This window comes from Streptomyces sp. NPDC020489 (genome assembly GCF_044386545.1).
In the GTDB taxonomy this organism is placed as follows: domain Bacteria; phylum Actinomycetota; class Actinomycetes; order Streptomycetales; family Streptomycetaceae; genus Streptomyces.
In genome coordinates this window covers 183,436-199,275 of record NZ_JBIRUZ010000005.1, presented here as the reverse complement: position 1 = coordinate 199,275, position 15,840 = coordinate 183,436, and the positions used below count along the sequence as shown (strand labels likewise).

Here is a 15,840-nt window from a genome sequence, read left to right as displayed (position 1 = left end):
GTCGGTGTCCTTCCTCAGGCGGTCGCGGGTACGGGGGGCTTCGACGGCGTCGGCAGCGATCCCAGCCGACGCAGCCAGGCCACCCCCAGCGCGGAGGCGAGTCCGAACAGCGCGCAGCACGCCCACGGCAGCCAGTCGGCGCCGCTGTGCTCCCCGGTGTCCATGGCCCAGCCGACGACGGTGTTGCCGATGGCTGCGGCGACGCCCGAGACGACGTAGAAGATCCCGAAGTAGGTGCCGGTCAGTTCGGGGCGGCCGAAGCCGGGGATGAGTTCCATGACGAACGGCTGGGCGACCATCACCCCGAGGTAGAGCAGCAGGGCTCCCGCCAGCACGGGCAGGGCGCGCAGTGCGGCGTCCACCGTGCCGTCCGGCCCGCCGGAGCCACCGGCCACCATGGCGGGCGGCAGGAACGCCAGCGCCATCAGGCCGAGCCCGGTGGCGATCCAGCGTGCCCGGTTCCCCCGCTCCTTGAGGGCGCGGGTGACGCGCAGTTGCAGGGTGAGATGGGCGAGGGTGCCGACGACGAAGACGAGACCGGCCGCGCCGTCCCAGCCGGTGGCCTGCCGTGCGCCCTCGGGCAGCAGCAGGTACAGCTGGTTCTCCAGGGTGAACATGCCGACCATGGCGAGCGCGAAGGCGAGGAAGGCGCGGTTGCCGAGGACCTCGTGCCAGTCCGCGAGCACCGTGCTCTTGCTCGGTCCGACCTGCCGGACGGGCAGGAGCAGGGCCTGCGCGACGGTGAGAGCCGCGAAGATCCCGGCGGCGGTCAGGGCCGATGTGCGGAAGTCCACGAGCAGCAGTGCGCTGCCCAGCAGTGGCCCGATCAGCGCCCCGATGGTGGCGAACACGTTGAACAGGGCGAACGCCTCGGCCTTGCGCTCGTCGGCCTCCTGGGCGATGTAGGTGCGTACGGCGGGGTTGAACAGCGCCCCGGCGAAGCCGCTGAGCACGGAGGCGGCGAGCAGGACGGCCAGGTGGTCGCCGAGTGCGAACAGCGCGAACCCCGCCGTGCGCAGCGCGCAGCCGGCGATGATCACGCCGCGCGCGCCGAGCCGGTCGGAGGCCGAGCCGCCGATGATGAACAGGCCCTGCTGGCTGAGGTTGCGCACGCCGAGCACGACGCCGACGACGGCGGCGGACATGCCGAGGTTCTCGGTGAGGTGGGTGGCGAGGTAGGGGATGAGGAGGTAGAAGCCGGTGTTCACGCCGAGCTGGTTGACCAGCAGCAGCTGGACCGCGAGCGGGAAGCGGCGCATCTCACGCCACGTCTGCACGGCTCACCTCCCGCAGTTCGACGCCCAGCCCGGGCAGGCCACTTGCTCGTACGAAGCCGTCCTCGCCGCCGATGCCGGTCCAGGGGTCGTGGGCGAGCAGCAGGTGTCCGTCGAGGTCGGCCCAGCGGGCCCGGTCGGCGAGGTGGACGGCGGGCGCGAGGCCGAGGCTGCTGGCGGTCAGGCAGCCCAGCATCAGGTCGGTGCCGCTGCCCTCGATCAACTCGGCGATGCGCAGGGCCGGGTGCACACCGCCGCACTTGGCGAGCTTGACGTTGACGCCCTGGACGCGCCCGGCCAGCCGGCGTACGTCCTCCAGGTCCACGGCGTCCTCGTCGGCGATGACCGGCAGCGGCGAGCGTTCGGCCAACGCGCCCAGCGTCTCCGGGTCGCCGGGGGCGAGGGGTTGTTCGACGGCCTCGACACCGAGGTCGGCGAACCGGGGCAACAGGTTGTCGGCCTGGGCCGTGGTCCAGGCGCCGTTGGGGTCGAGGAGCAGCCGAGCTCGGGGCGCGGCGTCGCGGATGACGCGGACGCGCTCGACATCGTCCTCCGGGTCGGGCGCCCCCGCCTTGACCTTGATCACTTCGAAGCCGCTCGCGGCGAGACAGCGGGCCTGCGCCGACGCGTGCGCGAGGGACGTGATGCCGATGGTGCGGGCGGTCGCGACGACTGGTGCTTCCACGGCACCGAGGAGCCGGTGGAGGGGACGGCCCGCGCGCTTGCCGACGAGGTCGAGCAGCGCCGCCTCGACGGCGGCCGTCACGGCCGGGGGAGTGCCGTCACCTGCCAACTCACCCGCGCGCAGGGCCTCCAGGGCGCTCTCGGGGGCGGAGAAGCGGGCGAGCTGCGTACCGGCCGCAGCGAGGAGCCCTTCCAGGGTCTCGGCGTCCAGGCGGTAATAGACGCTGGTGACGGCCTCACCGTGCCCGGCGACGCCTTCGTGCTCGACGGTCAGCCACACGGCGTCGCGGGCCGACATGGTGGAGCGGGAGATGCGCAGCGGCTCGGTGAGGTCGAGGCGTACGGTGCGCCGGCTGGCCTTCACGGGGTCCTTTCCGAAGGGGGGACGGCCTTCAGCGGGTCGGCGACTCGCGTGCATCGCGCCCAGCCGGTTGCCTCGGCCGCGTGCGGGTGCGGTATCTCGACGGGCCGGGTGGCCGCGGTGGCGGGGTCGAGGCCGTGGGCGGCGGCGAAGTCGTCGTCGTACACGGTGCCGAGGTAGCGGTGCGGGCCGTCGGGGAAGACGGTCGCGACGACCGCCCCGGGGTGGACCCGGGCGGCCCAGGCGGCGACCCGGGCGGCGGCACCGGTGCTCCAACCGCCGCTGACGAAGGCGCCGTTCGCCAGTCGGCGGCAGCTGTCCACGGCTTCGGCGGGGCCGATCCAGTGGACCTCGTCGAAGGCGTCGTAGGCGACGTTGCGCGGGTGGATGCTGCTGCCCAGGCCGCGCATCAGGCGGGGCCGGGCGGGCTGGCCGAAGATGGTGGAGCCGGTGGCGTCGACGCCGATGAGGCGCAGGGCGGGCCAGTGCCGTCGCAGCGGGCCGATGATGCCGGCGCTGTGGCCGCCGGTGCCGACGCTGCACACCAGGATGTCGAGGTGGTCGAGCTGGACGGCGAGTTCGGCGGCCAGGGAGGCGTAACCGGTGGTGTTGTCGGGGTTGTTGTACTGGTCCGGCCAGTAGGCGCCGGGCAGCACGGCGAGCAGCTCCCGCAGCCGGGCCAGCCGTGCGGCCTGCCAGCCGCCCTGCGGCGCCGGGCGGTCCACGAGTTCCAGGCGGGCCCCGTGGGCGCGCAGCAACTGCCGCATGGACGGCTCCAGTTCACTGTCGCCGACCAGCACGATGGGGTGCCCCAGGGCCTGGCCCGCGAAGGCGAGCCCGATGCCGAGCGTGCCGGAGGTGGACTCCACCACCGGGGCACCGGGCCGCAGTTCGCCGCGCTCACGGGCGCCCATCAGCATGGACACCGCGGCCCGGGCCTTCATGCCGCCCGCGGCGAGCCCTTCGAGTTTCGCCCAGAAACCGGGGTGCGGTTCCGGCAGGCCGGCGGTGATGCGCGCGACGGGCGTACGGCCGAGCAGGGTGAGCAGTTCCGGGCGAGCGACGCAGGGTGGGGCGGTCGCCGTGGTCGGGGTCACCGGGCACCTGCCGTACCGCGGGCGCGATAGCGGTGGACGGTGCCAGAACCGCCGTCCAGCCAGAAGAAGGGATACGGCTCCGCACACACCGCGCTCACCCCGTGGCCCAGGAAGCGGGGCAGCACGGCGCTGCCGGTCTGCGCGAACATCACCAACTGCTTGCCCTCGCGCAACGCGTGCTCCCGCAGCGGCTCGAACGTCCCGTTGCCCAGCGTCATCCCGGACACCAGCAGCGCGTCACACCGGTCGGCCTGGGCCGGCGCATCGGTGACGACCGTCTCGCCCCATTCGGTGAGCCCGCCCTTGAGGTCGCAGGGAACGTAGGCCAGTTGCCGTGACCGCAGCGCTTCCAGCAGGGAATTGACCACCCCGACCACGAGCACGGTCGCTCCCGGCGGCAGATCGAGCAGCTCGACCACCGCCCGCGCCCGGGCCCGGGACTTCTCCAACGAGGTCCCGGCGGGCAGCCGTACGGGCCGGGCACCGTGGTCCTCGATGTGCGGGGTGACGTGCATCAGGTAGGCGTCGAGGGCGGCCACGCGCACAGGCGCCAGCGGATGCTCCAGCAACCGGGCGACGTCCGCGCCGACGCAGTCCTCGACCGCACTGTCGGGCAGCGCGCCGGGTTCGACCGCGCAACTGCCGACGGCTTCGGCCAGGCGCAGGCTGAGCACCTCGTTGCGGTAGCCGCTGCCGCGTCCGTCGTGCCGTACGGCCTGCCGTGTGGTGAAGGCCACGGCGATCCGCAGGGCGGCCGGGTCAGGGCCGAGCTCGCCGGCGCGGGCCTGCGCGAGGAGCGTGTCGTACGTGCGAGTAAACGCCGAGGTGGTGGAGGTCATCGGATCACCAGCCCGGACCGCAGCTCGCCGAGCAGCGCCTCGACCCGGTCGCGGGCGCCCAGTCCCTGGGCATCGCCCACCATGACGTGTCCGAGGTACTCGTTGTTGCTGCCCGCCGCCTTCACCTGTCTGCCGGGCTCGGCGAGCTGCGCCTCCAGGACGCCGGGTCTGTCCCGCAGTGCGCTGCCGTCCAGGGCTTCGAGCACGCCCGCGGTCTGCGGCACGAGGAAGCCGATGGCGGCGCTGCGCAGCCCGGTGTCCGTGCGCCGGAGGTCGGGGGAGCGGCCCAGGGAGACGTCCACGAAGGCCGCGGCGAGGTCGATGCCGGTGACGTGGCGGACCAGCTCGGTGATGCGGTTCCCGGCGGGGCGGGGGTTGACCTCGATCACGCGCGGTCCGGTGGAGGTGAGCTTGATCTCGGTGTGCGCCACGACGCCGTCGGTCAGGCCGAGCGCCTTGAGCGCGCCGAGTGCGGTCTGTTCGGCGGCCTCGGTTTCCGCGGCCGACAGGGCGGCGGGGAACATGTGGCCGGTCTCGATGAACGCGGGCGCCCCGCCGATGCTCTTGTCGGTCACGCCCACCACCTGGACCGCGCCCGCGTGAGAGACGGTCTCGACGCTCACCTCCGGGCCGTCGAGGAGTTCTTCGAGCAGCACCACGGGTGCCCGGCGCTGTCCGCGCGCGTTGACCGGGAAGTCGGCCAGCGCCCTGACGGCGGTGGCGAGTTGCTCCTCGTCGTCCACCCGGCGTACGTACATGCCCGCGCACAGGTCGACGGGTTTGACCACCAGCGGGTAGCCGATCTCCCGCGCCGCCCGCGCGAGGTCGGCCCACTCCTCGTGCACGGCGAAGCGCGGCCCGGGCACCCCGGCGTCGGCCAGGACACGGCGGGCGGCGTCCTTGCGGCAGGCGTTCTCCACCGCCTCGGGGCTTGACGCGGGCAGACCGAGCCGCCCGGCTATCCGCGCCACCGTCGACAGGTAGTAGTCGCAGGACGTGATCACCCCGTCGAACCCGAACACCGCGTGCAGCCGCTCGACTTCGGGCAGCAGGACCGATGTGTCGTTGGTGTCGGCTGTGATCACGTTGCGCGCCCCGAGCAGCGGGTGCGCCGCTCCCTCGGGCGCCGCTCGCAGGTAGTGGTGCAGATCGCGGGTGAGGAACGTGAACTCGTGCCCGCTCTCCCGTATCGCCCGCGGCAACAGCCTGCTCATCGATCCGACCCAGCTCTCGACCACCAACAGATGCGCCACAACTCCCCTTTTCGCGCGGTGCGGTTCAGACCTCGGGACAGCCCGAAGAAGCCTCCGTGAGGAGACGGGCCGGCTGCGCCGTGGACACGTTATCGGTAATCATTTTCATTGTCAGTATCTCGGTGGATCCACCTGCGGACGCTCTGTGACACCGGGCATGCGCGACGCGGTGGACGGGCTGGACGGGGCGCCGGCCGTCAGGACCAGTCGCCCTCGGGTCGTCGTCCACCGCCCGCTGCGACAAGTCCCCCTCAGGCTGATCGAGATCAGAGATAGGGGGTACACGGCTGCGCATGGCACCGAAGAGCGATCACTCCAAGTTCCTGCGGGCGGTACGGCAGATGCGCCGCATCCGAGCCTTCTACGCGCTGGGCGCTCTCCTCTGGGCGGCGACGGCCGCCTGGGGAGGCTGGCAGAACCCCGGCAGTCGGCAGATGTGGGTGCCCGTACTCCTGTTGGTCGTCTTCGCCGCTCTGCTGACCGCGACGACCCTGTGGCTGCGGCAGCACCGGTCCGAGGGCGCCGACCGGCCCACCCATCACGCGGCTCCCCGGAGGACGGCTGTCCGTCGCCACGCGAGCGCCTGACACGCGGACCTGCGAGAGTCCGGGCTGAGGAATCGCGGGGCGCGGCCGGAGGGCATCTCGGTCGCGACCCGAGGCTGGCCCCCGTGGATGTCCTGCGAGAGCACCTCCCGAGGCCGCTCCCTGTGACGTCCTGCGAGAGCACCCCCCGAGGCCGCCCCCGTGGACGTCCTCGGAGGCCCCCTCCCGCCCCTCACCCCCGCCACGCGCACCGCGCGCCACGGGAGTTGCGACGCCCCCAACACCCGTAGGGTCGCCGCCCGCTGAGGAACCCTGCCGGGGGTACTCGCTCGCCATGACTGTCTACGGAGTACACGCCTCGCACGAGCAGATCCCACCCGCGGATCTGCTCGACGCCGTGGTACGCGCGGAGCAGGCGGGCTTCACCGCCGCCATGTGCTCGGACCACTTCTCGCCGTGGAGCGTGCGCCAGGGGGAGTCCGGCTTCGCCTGGTCATGGCTCGGCGCCGCCCTCCAGGCCACCGACCAGGTGCCGTTCGGTGTCGTGAACGCGCCCGGCCAGCGCTACCACCCCGCCGTCATCGCCCAGGCGATCGCCACGCTCGCGGCCATGAACCCGGGCCGGTTCTGGACCGCGCTCGGCACCGGAGAGGCCTCCAACGAACACATCACCGGCGCCGGTTGGCCCCGCAAGGACGTCCGTTCCGCGCGCCTGCGGGAGTGCGTCGACGTCATCCGGGCGCTGCTGCGGGGCGAGGAGGTCAGCCACGACGGGCTGGTGACCGTGGACCGGGCCCGGCTGTGGACGCTGCCGCCCGAGGAACCGCCGCTGCTGGGGGCCGCGTGCAGCACCGCCACCGCGGCCTGGTGCGCCGAGTGGGCCGACGGCCTGATCACGGTCAACGCCCCGCGCGAACGCCTGCGCGACATCATCGGCGCGTACCGTGACGCGGGCGGTCGTGGCCCCCTCCACCTCCAGGTGCATCTGAGCTGGGCACCCGACGAGGCCGAGGCGCTCGCCCTCGCGCACGACCAGTGGCGGACCAACGTGCACGCCCCGCCGGCCAGTTGGGACCTCGACTCCGCGGAACTGTTCGACGTCGTCAGCGAACATGTCACCCCCGAGCAGGTCGCGCAGACGGTCAACGTCTCCTCCGACCTCGGTCGGCACGCCGCCCAGCTCCAGGAGTACGCCGACCTGGGGTTCGACGCGGTGATGCTGCACCACGTGGGTCGGGAACAGGCCGCGTTCATCGACACGTTCGGCGCCGAAGTACTGCCGCGACTCGACGTGACCCGCCCGATCCCCGCCACCGCCAAGGAGTTCCGATGCGTCTGACCCGCACGTCCGACCTGTGGTGGAAGAACGCGGTGGTGTACTGCCTGGACGTCGAGACGTACCAGGACGGCAACGGCGACGGCATCGGGGACTTCGCGGGTCTCACCCAGCGCATCGACCACCTGGTGCGCCTCGGCGTGACCTGCGTGTGGCTGATGCCCTTCTACCCCACGCGGGAGCGCGACGACGGCTACGACATCACGGACTTCTACGGCGTGGACCCGCGCCTGGGCACCCTCGGCGACTTCACCGAGTTCGTCCGCACCGCGCGCGACCGCGGCATCCGCGTGATCGCCGATCTCGTCGTCAACCACACCTCCGAGGACCACCCCTGGTTCCAGGACGCCCGCTCCAGCCGGGACTCCGCCCACCGCGACTGGTACGTCTGGAAGGACGAGCCCCCGAAGGACGGCCCCCAGGGTGTGGTCTTCCCCGACGCGGAGGACAGCCTGTGGGAGTACGACGAGGGCAGCGGCCAGTACTACCTGCACCGCTTCTACAAGCAGCAGCCCGACCTCAACGTCGCCCACCCCGAGGTCCGTGACGAGATAGCCCGCATCATGGGCTTCTGGACCCAGCTCGGCCTGTCCGGCTTCCGGGTCGACGCCGTGCCCTTCCTGCTGGAGACCGACGGACAGAGCGACGCGGGGGAACTGCCCGACCCGCACGAGTACCTCGCGGACCTGCGTGCCTTCCTCGGCCGCCGCAACGGCGAGGCGGTCCTGCTCGGCGAGGTCAACCTGCCCTACGACGGCACCACCCGCTTCTTCGGCGACCCCTCCTCGGACCGCGGCGACGAACTCACCATGTGCTTCGACTTCGTCGGGATGCAGCAGATGTACCTGTCGATGGCACGCCACGACGCCAGGCCGCTGGCCGCCGCACTGCGCGACCGCCCCGCGGCGCCGCGCGACGCCCAGTGGGCCGTGTTCGTGCGCAACCACGACGAGCTCACCCTCGACAAACTGAGCGACGACGAACGGGCCGAGGTGTTCGCGTCCTTCGGCCCGGAGAAGGACATGCAGCTGTACGACCGAGGGCTGCGCCGCAGGCTCCCGCCCATGGTCGACGGCGACCGGCGCCGCGTCGAACTGGCCTACAGCCTGCTGTTCACCCTGCCGGGCACCCCCGTGCTCTTCTACGGCGAGGAACTCGGCATGGGCGAGAACCTGGCCGCGGAGGGACGCCAGGCCGTACGCACCCCGATGCAATGGACCCCGGAGAAGGCCGCCGGGTTCTCCACCGCCGAGCCGGACACCTTCCCCAACCCGCTGGTGGACGGCGCGTTCGGTCCCCAGAAGATCAACGTGTACGAGCAGAGCCGCGATCCGGCTTCCCTGCTGGGCCGTATGCGTCTGTTCATCGAACGCTACCGGGAGGCTCCCGAACTGGCCTGGGGTGACTACCGTTTGCTCACGACGGGTCAGGACGCCGTGCTGGCGCACGTCTGCCGCGCCGGTGACGGCACCGTGCTCGCCGTACACAACTTCGCGAACCGGCCCCACACCGTACGGCTGGAACTGGACGAGGCCGGATCCGACGGACGGCTGACGGACCTGCTCGACGAGGGACACACGGGTCTGAAGGCAGGCGAGGACGGCATGTTCCAGGTCGAGTTGCCCCCGTACGGCTATCGGTGGCTCCGCGTCGGCACCCCGGCGGACGACCCGGAGAGCATCGCGTCCGCCTGACAGGCCCATGAGTGGGGCCCCGGGCCTGTCGGGTCGGCGGGCAACGGACTTGCGCCGTTGCCCGCCGAACCGTCTTCACCGGTTCAGTTGTAGGGGATCACCACCACCGACTTGTCCGTGCCCGTCTGGAGCTTGGAGGTGCCGCTGCCGATGGCGCTCCACACTTCCAGTCGGACCGTGCCGCCCTGAAGGGTGCCCAGTGTGCCCGTGGACGCCTTGAGACCGCGCGACTGCGTGTACTCCTCCCACCCGGCGACCGGGTCGGTGGCGAAATAGTTGTACGTCTCCGTCCGGTCGAAGCTCCCGTCACCGGTGAAGTCGTAGCTGAGACGCACCTGTTGGCCGAGACCGACCGTGGTGCCGGCGTCCACCTGGAGCCGAAACGTGGTGCCGGCCCCCGGGGTGAGCGTGCCGTTGACTCCGCGGACCTCGTAGACGAGGGGCTGATACGGGGTGCCGTCGTGGTTGGTGCCTCCTGCGGAGGCGATCGTGTCGCTGCTCGGGGTGCCGCCGGTCGCCGTGGTCAGGACACCGCCGCTGCGCAGCTGGAAGGTGTTCCCGGTCGGCGGATCGGGGTCGGGGTCGGGGTCCGGTGAGCCCGAACCCGAGCCGGTCGCGGTGGACCGGGCGGGTACGGTCAGGGTCTTGCCGTCCGAGAAGGTGACGGTCCGGGTCGACGCGCTGTAGTTGTGGGCGACGTAGGTTCGGGTCGTGCCCTTGGCCAGTACGGCTGAGGTGGGGATGTCCCCCGTCACGGTGGTGTCGGGCGCGCCCAGCGCGTCGAGGGTGTTGATCCAGTGGTAGGTGTGCGCCTTGGACTCACCCTGCTCCGGTGTGTAGGCCGCGTTGCCCGCGTCCCACTTCGCCTTGGCCGCGGCGGGATCGGCCAAGGCCTGGAACTCCCAGAGGATGTCGCGCCATTCGACGGCCGGGCCCCCGTTCTCCCGTTCCATCTCCGCGATGTTGCGCCGCACGGCGGCCTTCTCACCGCCGAGGTGGAGGGATCCGCCGGTGACGGGCAGGACGTTGATGCCGTGGATCTCCTCGGGGTTGGCGGTCCACCAGGTGGCGTAGGCGGCGCCGCTGCCCCAGACCATGCCTGCCGTGTCGTGGCCGAACGAGGAGGGGAAGACCTGCTCGTCGGCGTCGAACCAGTACTGGGCGATCGATTCCGACTCGGTGGTCAGCAAGTAGGTGCCGAGGTCCCGCAGCGAGGTGTCGCCGGTGGCGGAGCCCCACAGGACGAGGGCTGCGCTGAGGTTGGTGGACTCGGAGGAGGATTCCTGGTTGTTCCCGGCGGCGAAGCCCTGATGGCCGGACGCCCAGCTGTGGCCCGCGTAGACGTCGAAGCCCCGCAGGAAGGGGAAGGAGCTGTCGGTGCGACTGGGGTTGGCGGTGTCCCGCACGAGGGCCTTGACCATGCCGCCCCATGCGGAGTCGGCGGCCCATCCCTGGTCGTACTGGGCGACGATCGCCGCCGCGTAGATGTAGTAACCGTAGTGGAAGTGGTGGTCGTTGAGCTCGGTGTCGCTGCCGTAGGAGGCGGGATAGCCGGTGAGGGTCTTCCAGTCCTTGTCGTAGCTGAACTCGTTGGCGCCGCCCGCCGTGAACCAGTCTTGAAGTTTGCCCTTGATCAGGCCGAGAAGCTTGTCCCGGATGCCGTTCTCACCGATCTGCTCGGCCACTGGGACGAGTTGGGCGAGGCGTCCGAGGGCTTTGCCGGTCCAGTAGGTGTCGGTCGCGCCGGAGAAGGGGTCGGAGGCGTTCGCGACCTCGTTCAGGTAGCCGCGCAGCCGGGCGGTGTCCACAGCGTCCGACTTCGGCAGTGCGGGCAGCACCGGCGCGGCCTTCTGGCTCGTGGTGAACGTGGTCGACTCGCGGACCTTCATGGTGCCGCGCGGTGAGACGTAGGTGTAGGAGGTGAGGGCGTCGCCGGTGTTGAGCCATTGATGGCGGTAGAGCGCCTGGAGTGTGCCGCGTTCGGTGCCTTCCTTCGCCTCCGTGGTGAGGGTGTACGTGGCCTTCGCGGTGCCGCCGGTGTAGCTCCAGGTCACCTTGGAGTCGGTGACGAAGCTGTAGGCGTACTTCTTGAAGGTCGCCAGCGCGTCGGTGCTCGGCAGGACGGCGACGGAGAAGTAGTCCTTGGCGCCGAGGCCGGTGGTGATCGTGGAGCCAGCCACGTTCCAGTCGCTGCCGGTCGGTGCGAAGAGGGCGTAGTGGTGTCCGCCGACGGTGATGCCGAGGACGTTGGTCTGGTCGGCGAAGACGGTGGGGGCGGCGGCGGTGGTGATCTGGGCGTTGCCGCCGGAGCCCCTGGCGTATACGAACGGGGAGCCGTGGCCGATGGTGGTGCGCAGGGTGCGGGCGCCGTCGGACCACAGGGGCGTGACCGTCCAGTCGGACCAGTCGTCGGCCTTGGCGTCGGGGGAGTTGAGGCCGGTCAGTCCGATGGTGAGGTCGCGCTTGTGGGCGTACTCGTACTGTCGGCCGTCACCGACGATCGCGGGCGAGGTCGGGTAGCCGATGTCGAGCCCGGCGGCCGTGGCCTGGTAGGTGAGGGGGTGCCCGTACATGGGGGTCGACCAGGGATTGTCGCCGTAGCGCTGGAAGGCGAGGGAGGACCACCAGTCGTTGGTGGGTACCGGCCGGTTGCGGGCGGCGGTGGTCAGCTTGGGTGTGACGGGTGTTCCCGTGTTGGTGGTCGGGCCCGACGTGCCGGAGGGGCGGGTGTCGGAGTAACTGCCCGAACCTACGGGAACGGTGGCCGCGGCCGCCGGTGCGGCGGTCGGGACGAGGCCTACGGCGGCGAGGGTCGAGGCCAGTAGCAGGATGACTGCCGGTCTGCGTGGGGATGGCATGCGGCACCTCAAGTCTTCACAGAAGAGGAGTCTGAGAGCGCTCTCAGATGGCCGGAACGTAAAGCCTCTGTAATGCACGTGTCAATGCACTGAACGCGTCCGGTAGTTGACGAGTGATGAAGTCCGTTATGCCTTCGCCCCTTGACGGCGGTTCCTGCGGGCCGTGACAGCCATGCCTTCGCCCGGGACGACCATGCTGGCGCGGCTCGACGGCGCAGGCCGGTGAGGAGGGCGACCGGTAGTGGGTGAAGGGGGTGGGCTCCGCTCGGCGCCCGTCTCCCTGGCGCGGCGGAGGCAGACCAGGCGCCCTCGTCGGGAACAGTCGGTCCGGTCGGCAGGTTGCATCCACGAGGGCCCGGCGCCGCAGGTGGGAGCGCGGAGACCGCAAGGTCGTCGTTCGCCCCGCTCGGGTCCGGCCCCAGGACCGCGGTATGCCCGCCGTACCACTTGGATCAAGTCGCGTTATTCGCAGGAGGATTCTTCATGACCGATCGGCCCCTGACACTCATGGCAGTGCACGCCCACCCCGACGACGAGGCCACCGGGACCGGTGGAGTCCTCGCGCGATACGCGGCGGAGGGCATCCGCACGGTGCTCGTGACATGTACCGACGGCCGCTGCGGGGACGGACCGGGAGGCGTCAAGCCGGGCGATCCCGGGCACGATCCGGCGGCGGTCGCCGTGATGCGACGGCAGGAACTCGAGGCGAGCTGTGGCGTATTGAAGATCAGCGATCTGGAGATGCTGGACTACGCGGACTCCGGAATGATGGGTTGGCCGACCAACGACGCTCCCGGATCCTTCTGGCGGACCCCCGTGGAGGAAGGCGCGGCCCGCCTCGCGGAACTCATGCGGCATTACCAGCCCGATGTGGTCGTCACCTATGACGAGAACGGTTTCTACGGCCACCCCGATCACATCCAGGCGCACCGCATCACGATGGCGGCGCTGGAGATGACCGAGTCGGCACAGAAGGTGTACTGGACGACGGCGCCGCGCTCGATGATGCAGCGGTTCGGCGAGCTCATGCGCGAGTTCGATGAGGACATGCCGGAGCCGGATCCCGCCGAGGCCGCCGCGTTGGCCGAGATCGGCCTCCCTGACGACGAGATCACGACGTGGGTGGACACGACCGGGTTCAGCGACCAGAAGTTCGACGCGCTGGCCGCGCACGCCAGCCAGGGCGAGAACATCTTCTTCCTCAGGATGGGCAAGGAGCGGTTCGGCGAGTTGATGGGCATGGAGACGTTCGTCCGTGTCCAGGACGCCACGGGTGCGGCGGTCCCCGAGAACGATCTCTTCGCCGGGCTGCGCTGACCGCCTGCCCGCCCCCTTCCGGATCGGGGGTGGGACACGTGGACGGGGCCGACGGCCAGCTCGACCCGGACCTGGGATCGGCAGGAGTCCATGCGGCGGGAGCCTCGCCGCATGGACCTGCACAAGCTGCACAAGCTGCTCGGGCTGTGGTGGACGGGCGTGCGCGGCGGCCGGAGCGTTTCCCTCTCATGCTGGACAGCGAGGGGCGGGCCTTCGGAGCTTGCCGGCCCACGACCGGCCGTGTCGACGGCGAGGGGCGGGCTTCCCGACCTCCCGGGCCCACGACCCGGCCGTATCGATGGCGAGGGGCGGGCTCCCGGATCCCCCCGGCCCACGACCTGGCCGTGTCGACCCCCTACGCGTTCTCGTGGGGCGCTGTCATGCAGGGGCGCCGAGCGGCGGGTGGTCGAGTACGCGGGGCTTGTACTCGACCAGCTGGATGCGGCCGTCGAAGGTGCGGTGTTCGATCATTTCGAGGGCGACGTCCGGATAGCCGTCGTAGATGCGTTCCTCGCCCGTGGCCCCGGTGATCACCGGGAACATCACGACCCGGAAGCGGTCGACGAGTCCGGCTCGTAGCAGGGACCGGCACAGGCTGAGGCTGCCGATCGTGCTCAGGAGCCCCGAGCCGCTCGCCTTCATGGCGCGGACCGTCTCGACGGCGTCGTCGCGGACGAGCGTGGAGTTGGCCCAGGTCAGTGGCTCCTCGAGCGAGGAGGAGAACACCACCTTGGGCGCTTGCGTGAGCTCGTCCACGGATGCCTCCTCCTCGGGCCTGAACTCGTCCTGGCCGTCCGGGACCTCGCCCGCGGCGAAGCCCGACATCAGGCGGTAGGTGTTGGCTCCCATCAGATAGGTGGCCTTGGGCTGCTCGCCGAGCCAGGCGAGGTACTCCGGGCCCTCCAGGCCCCAGAAGCCGGGCCAACCCTCTCCTGACGCGTAGCCGTCGAGGGAGGTGATGAAGTCGACGAGAAGCTCCGACATGGCGGTGTCCCTTCCTGGGGTGTCTTCAGTGTGGACCGGCCTGGAGCCGCAAACTCATCGGCCGCGCTGTGGAGCAACGAGAAAACCCGCGACGCTGCGGCCGGCAACCCCGTGCGCACGGCCAGGTCGCGAGTCCGGCGACGCGCTCGGGCGAGAGGGCGGGGGAACGGGGTACACACGTGGCCTGGGATTGATCTCGTGGGGCAGGAGGTCGCAGTGACGCTTTCGGACGTGGTCTACGTGTTTCTGGGCCTGGGAGCCCTGGGTGCGGCCGTGCTGCCCCGCATAGTCTCCAAGCGCCCGCTGTCCCTGCCCATGGTGTTCCTCGCCGTGGGGGTTCTCGTCGGGCTGATGCCGGTGGGCGTGCCGGTCGTGGACCCCGTACGTGATCGGCTGTGGGTCGAGCACACCACCGAGGTGTGTGTGATCGTGTCGCTGATGGGCGCGGGACTCGCCATCGACCGGCCTTTCGCGTGGCGCCGGTGGAGCGGTACGTGGCGGTTGCTGGGCATCACGATGCCGCTGACCGTGGCGGTCGTCGCCCTGCTGGCCTGGGGGTTGCTGGACTGGCCGCCCGCCGCCGCACTGCTGCTGGGCGCCGTGCTCGCGCCCACGGATCCCGTGCTGGCCGGTGAGGTGCGCGTGGGTGAGCCGCTGGGTGGCGAGCGGGACGAGGACGAGGTGCGGTTCTCCCTGACCAGTGAGGCCGGGCTGAACGACGGGCTCGCCTTTCCGTTCGTGTACGCGGCGATCGCCCTCGCCGCGGCTGCCGGGACGGGGTGGTCGACGGACTGGATCGGTTCGTGGGCGCTGACCGACCTGCTGGGCAAGTGCGCTGTCGGGCTGGCCGTCGGGGGCGGCGTCGGCCGGCTGCTGGGGTGGATGTTCTTCCGGGTGCGCACGTCGGAGCTGCGGCTGTCCGAGCACATGGAGGGCTTCGTGGCCCTGGGAGCGACCTTCGTGTCCTACGGCATCGCCGAGGTGCTCCACGGCTACGGCTTCCTGTCGGTGTTCGTGACCGCCTGCGCCATCCGGGCCGCCGAACGCAGCCACGGCTATCACAAGGTGCTGCACGAGTTCACCGAGCAGATCGAACGGCTGCTCACGGCCGTGCTGCTGTTCCTGCTCGGCGGTTACCTGGTGACGGGCGTCCTGCCGGCCCTGACGTGGGCCGGTGCGGCGGTCGGTGTCCTGGTGCTGCTGGTCGTGCGGCCGCTGGCGGGCTGGCTGGGGCTGGTGCGCACGGCCATGGGGAAGAAGGAGCGGACCGTGGTCGCCGTGTTCGGGATCCGGGGCATCGGTTCGCTGTTCTATCTGTCCTACGCGCTGGGGCAGGAATCCTTCGGCGGCTTGGAACGGGAGTTGTGGGCCGTCGTGGCCCTCACCGTCGTGATCTCGGTGGTGCTGCACGGTGTCATGGCGACCCCGGCCATCGGCTACGTGGACCGGCGACGTGACGGGGCGGAGCTCGGCGACCGGTCGTAGGCGGCTGTCCGGACGGGCCGCGGGCCGTGGGCTCAGGGGCTGGTCGGTGACGAAGAGAGCTTCACCAGTTCCCGCACACTGTGCCGCCGGCGCTCCTGACACCACCCTTGCCC

At 71.0% G+C, this 15,840-nt stretch carries 12 protein-coding genes; 5 read left to right on the top strand and 7 right to left on the bottom strand.

From position 1 onward, the window contains the following. Positions 1-14 precede the first annotated feature (14 nt). From ACH41F_RS14780 to ACH41F_RS14760, 5 genes are read right to left on the bottom strand one after another with little or no spacing between them, the layout of a single operon-like run. Entirely contained in the window at positions 15-1,277 is a 1,263-nt protein-coding gene (locus tag ACH41F_RS14780) for an MFS transporter (RefSeq protein WP_391231153.1), read from the bottom strand. Then, on the bottom strand, positions 1,261-2,322 hold the full coding sequence (locus tag ACH41F_RS14775) for a dipeptide epimerase (protein ID WP_398835640.1): 1,062 nt from the start codon (positions 2,320-2,322) through the stop codon (positions 1,261-1,263). The genes ACH41F_RS14780 and ACH41F_RS14775 overlap by 17 nt, the downstream gene beginning before the upstream one ends. Further along, on the bottom strand, positions 2,319-3,416 hold the full coding sequence (locus ACH41F_RS14770; RefSeq protein ID WP_398835637.1) for a PLP-dependent cysteine synthase family protein: 1,098 nt from the start codon (positions 3,414-3,416) through the stop codon (positions 2,319-2,321). Before ACH41F_RS14770 ends, ACH41F_RS14775 begins: the two co-directional genes overlap by 4 nt. Then, complete coding sequence (locus ACH41F_RS14765) at positions 3,413-4,255, bottom strand: Rossmann-like domain-containing protein (RefSeq protein WP_398835634.1); 843 nt, start codon at positions 4,253-4,255, stop codon at positions 3,413-3,415. Before ACH41F_RS14765 ends, ACH41F_RS14770 begins: the two co-directional genes overlap by 4 nt. Then, positions 4,252-5,508: an ATP-grasp domain-containing protein gene (locus ACH41F_RS14760; protein ID WP_391231157.1), complete on the bottom strand. Its 1,257-nt coding sequence runs from the start codon at positions 5,506-5,508 to the stop codon at positions 4,252-4,254. The genes ACH41F_RS14765 and ACH41F_RS14760 overlap by 4 nt, the downstream gene beginning before the upstream one ends. A gap of 293 nt (positions 5,509-5,801) precedes the next feature. On the opposite strand from ACH41F_RS14760, the gene ACH41F_RS14755 reads away from it, so the two are divergent. From ACH41F_RS14755 to ACH41F_RS14745, 3 genes are all read left to right on the top strand, one after another. Next, positions 5,802-6,095 carry a hypothetical protein gene (locus ACH41F_RS14755; RefSeq protein WP_398835631.1) on the top strand — a complete coding sequence of 98 codons (294 nt, stop codon included), beginning with the start codon at positions 5,802-5,804 and terminating at the stop codon, positions 6,093-6,095. 292 nt (positions 6,096-6,387) lie between these two features. Further along, the gene (locus ACH41F_RS14750) at positions 6,388-7,392 is read left to right on the top strand and encodes a TIGR03885 family FMN-dependent LLM class oxidoreductase (RefSeq protein ID WP_391231160.1); all 1,005 of its coding nucleotides are present in this window, start codon (positions 6,388-6,390) and stop codon (positions 7,390-7,392) included. Beyond that, positions 7,383-9,083, top strand: a complete 1,701-nt coding sequence (locus tag ACH41F_RS14745) for an alpha-amylase family protein (protein ID WP_398835628.1) — start codon at positions 7,383-7,385, stop codon at positions 9,081-9,083. Before ACH41F_RS14750 ends, ACH41F_RS14745 begins: the two co-directional genes overlap by 10 nt. An 83-nt stretch (positions 9,084-9,166) precedes the next feature. On the opposite strand, the gene ACH41F_RS14740 is transcribed toward ACH41F_RS14745, so the two are convergent. Further along, a complete protein-coding gene (locus ACH41F_RS14740; RefSeq protein ID WP_398835627.1) occupies positions 9,167-11,941 on the bottom strand; it encodes a glycosyl hydrolase in 2,775 nt (924 codons plus the stop codon). Between the two features lie 483 nt (positions 11,942-12,424). Between ACH41F_RS14740 and ACH41F_RS14735 the strand changes: the two genes are divergently transcribed. Further along, complete coding sequence (locus ACH41F_RS14735) at positions 12,425-13,258, top strand: PIG-L family deacetylase (RefSeq protein ID WP_398835624.1); 834 nt, start codon at positions 12,425-12,427, stop codon at positions 13,256-13,258. Between the two features lie 378 nt (positions 13,259-13,636). On the opposite strand, the gene ACH41F_RS14730 is transcribed toward ACH41F_RS14735, so the two are convergent. Further along, the gene (locus ACH41F_RS14730; RefSeq protein WP_391231164.1) at positions 13,637-14,242 is read right to left on the bottom strand and encodes a dihydrofolate reductase family protein; all 606 of its coding nucleotides are present in this window, start codon (positions 14,240-14,242) and stop codon (positions 13,637-13,639) included. Between the two features lie 216 nt (positions 14,243-14,458). On the opposite strand from ACH41F_RS14730, the gene ACH41F_RS14725 reads away from it, so the two are divergent. After that, on the top strand, positions 14,459-15,727 hold the full coding sequence (locus ACH41F_RS14725; protein WP_398835621.1) for a cation:proton antiporter: 1,269 nt from the start codon (positions 14,459-14,461) through the stop codon (positions 15,725-15,727). Positions 15,728-15,840 lie beyond the last annotated feature (113 nt).

Excerpts from the sequence above, each read along its gene's own strand:
- ACH41F_RS14765 (WP_398835634.1), bottom strand. The coding sequence starts at position 4,255 with ATGACCTCCACCACCTCGGCGTTTACTCGCACGTACGACACGCTCCTC.
- ACH41F_RS14755 (WP_398835631.1), top strand. The coding sequence starts at position 5,802 with ATGGCACCGAAGAGCGATCACTCCAAGTTCCTGCGGGCGGTACGGCAG.
- ACH41F_RS14750 (WP_391231160.1), top strand. The coding sequence starts at position 6,388 with ATGACTGTCTACGGAGTACACGCCTCGCACGAGCAGATCCCACCCGCG.
- ACH41F_RS14745 (WP_398835628.1), top strand. The coding sequence starts at position 7,383 with ATGCGTCTGACCCGCACGTCCGACCTGTGGTGGAAGAACGCGGTGGTG.
- ACH41F_RS14740 (WP_398835627.1), bottom strand. The coding sequence starts at position 11,941 with ATGCCATCCCCACGCAGACCGGCAGTCATCCTGCTACTGGCCTCGACC.
- ACH41F_RS14735 (WP_398835624.1), top strand. The coding sequence starts at position 12,425 with ATGACCGATCGGCCCCTGACACTCATGGCAGTGCACGCCCACCCCGAC.
- ACH41F_RS14730 (WP_391231164.1), bottom strand. The coding sequence starts at position 14,242 with ATGTCGGAGCTTCTCGTCGACTTCATCACCTCCCTCGACGGCTACGCG.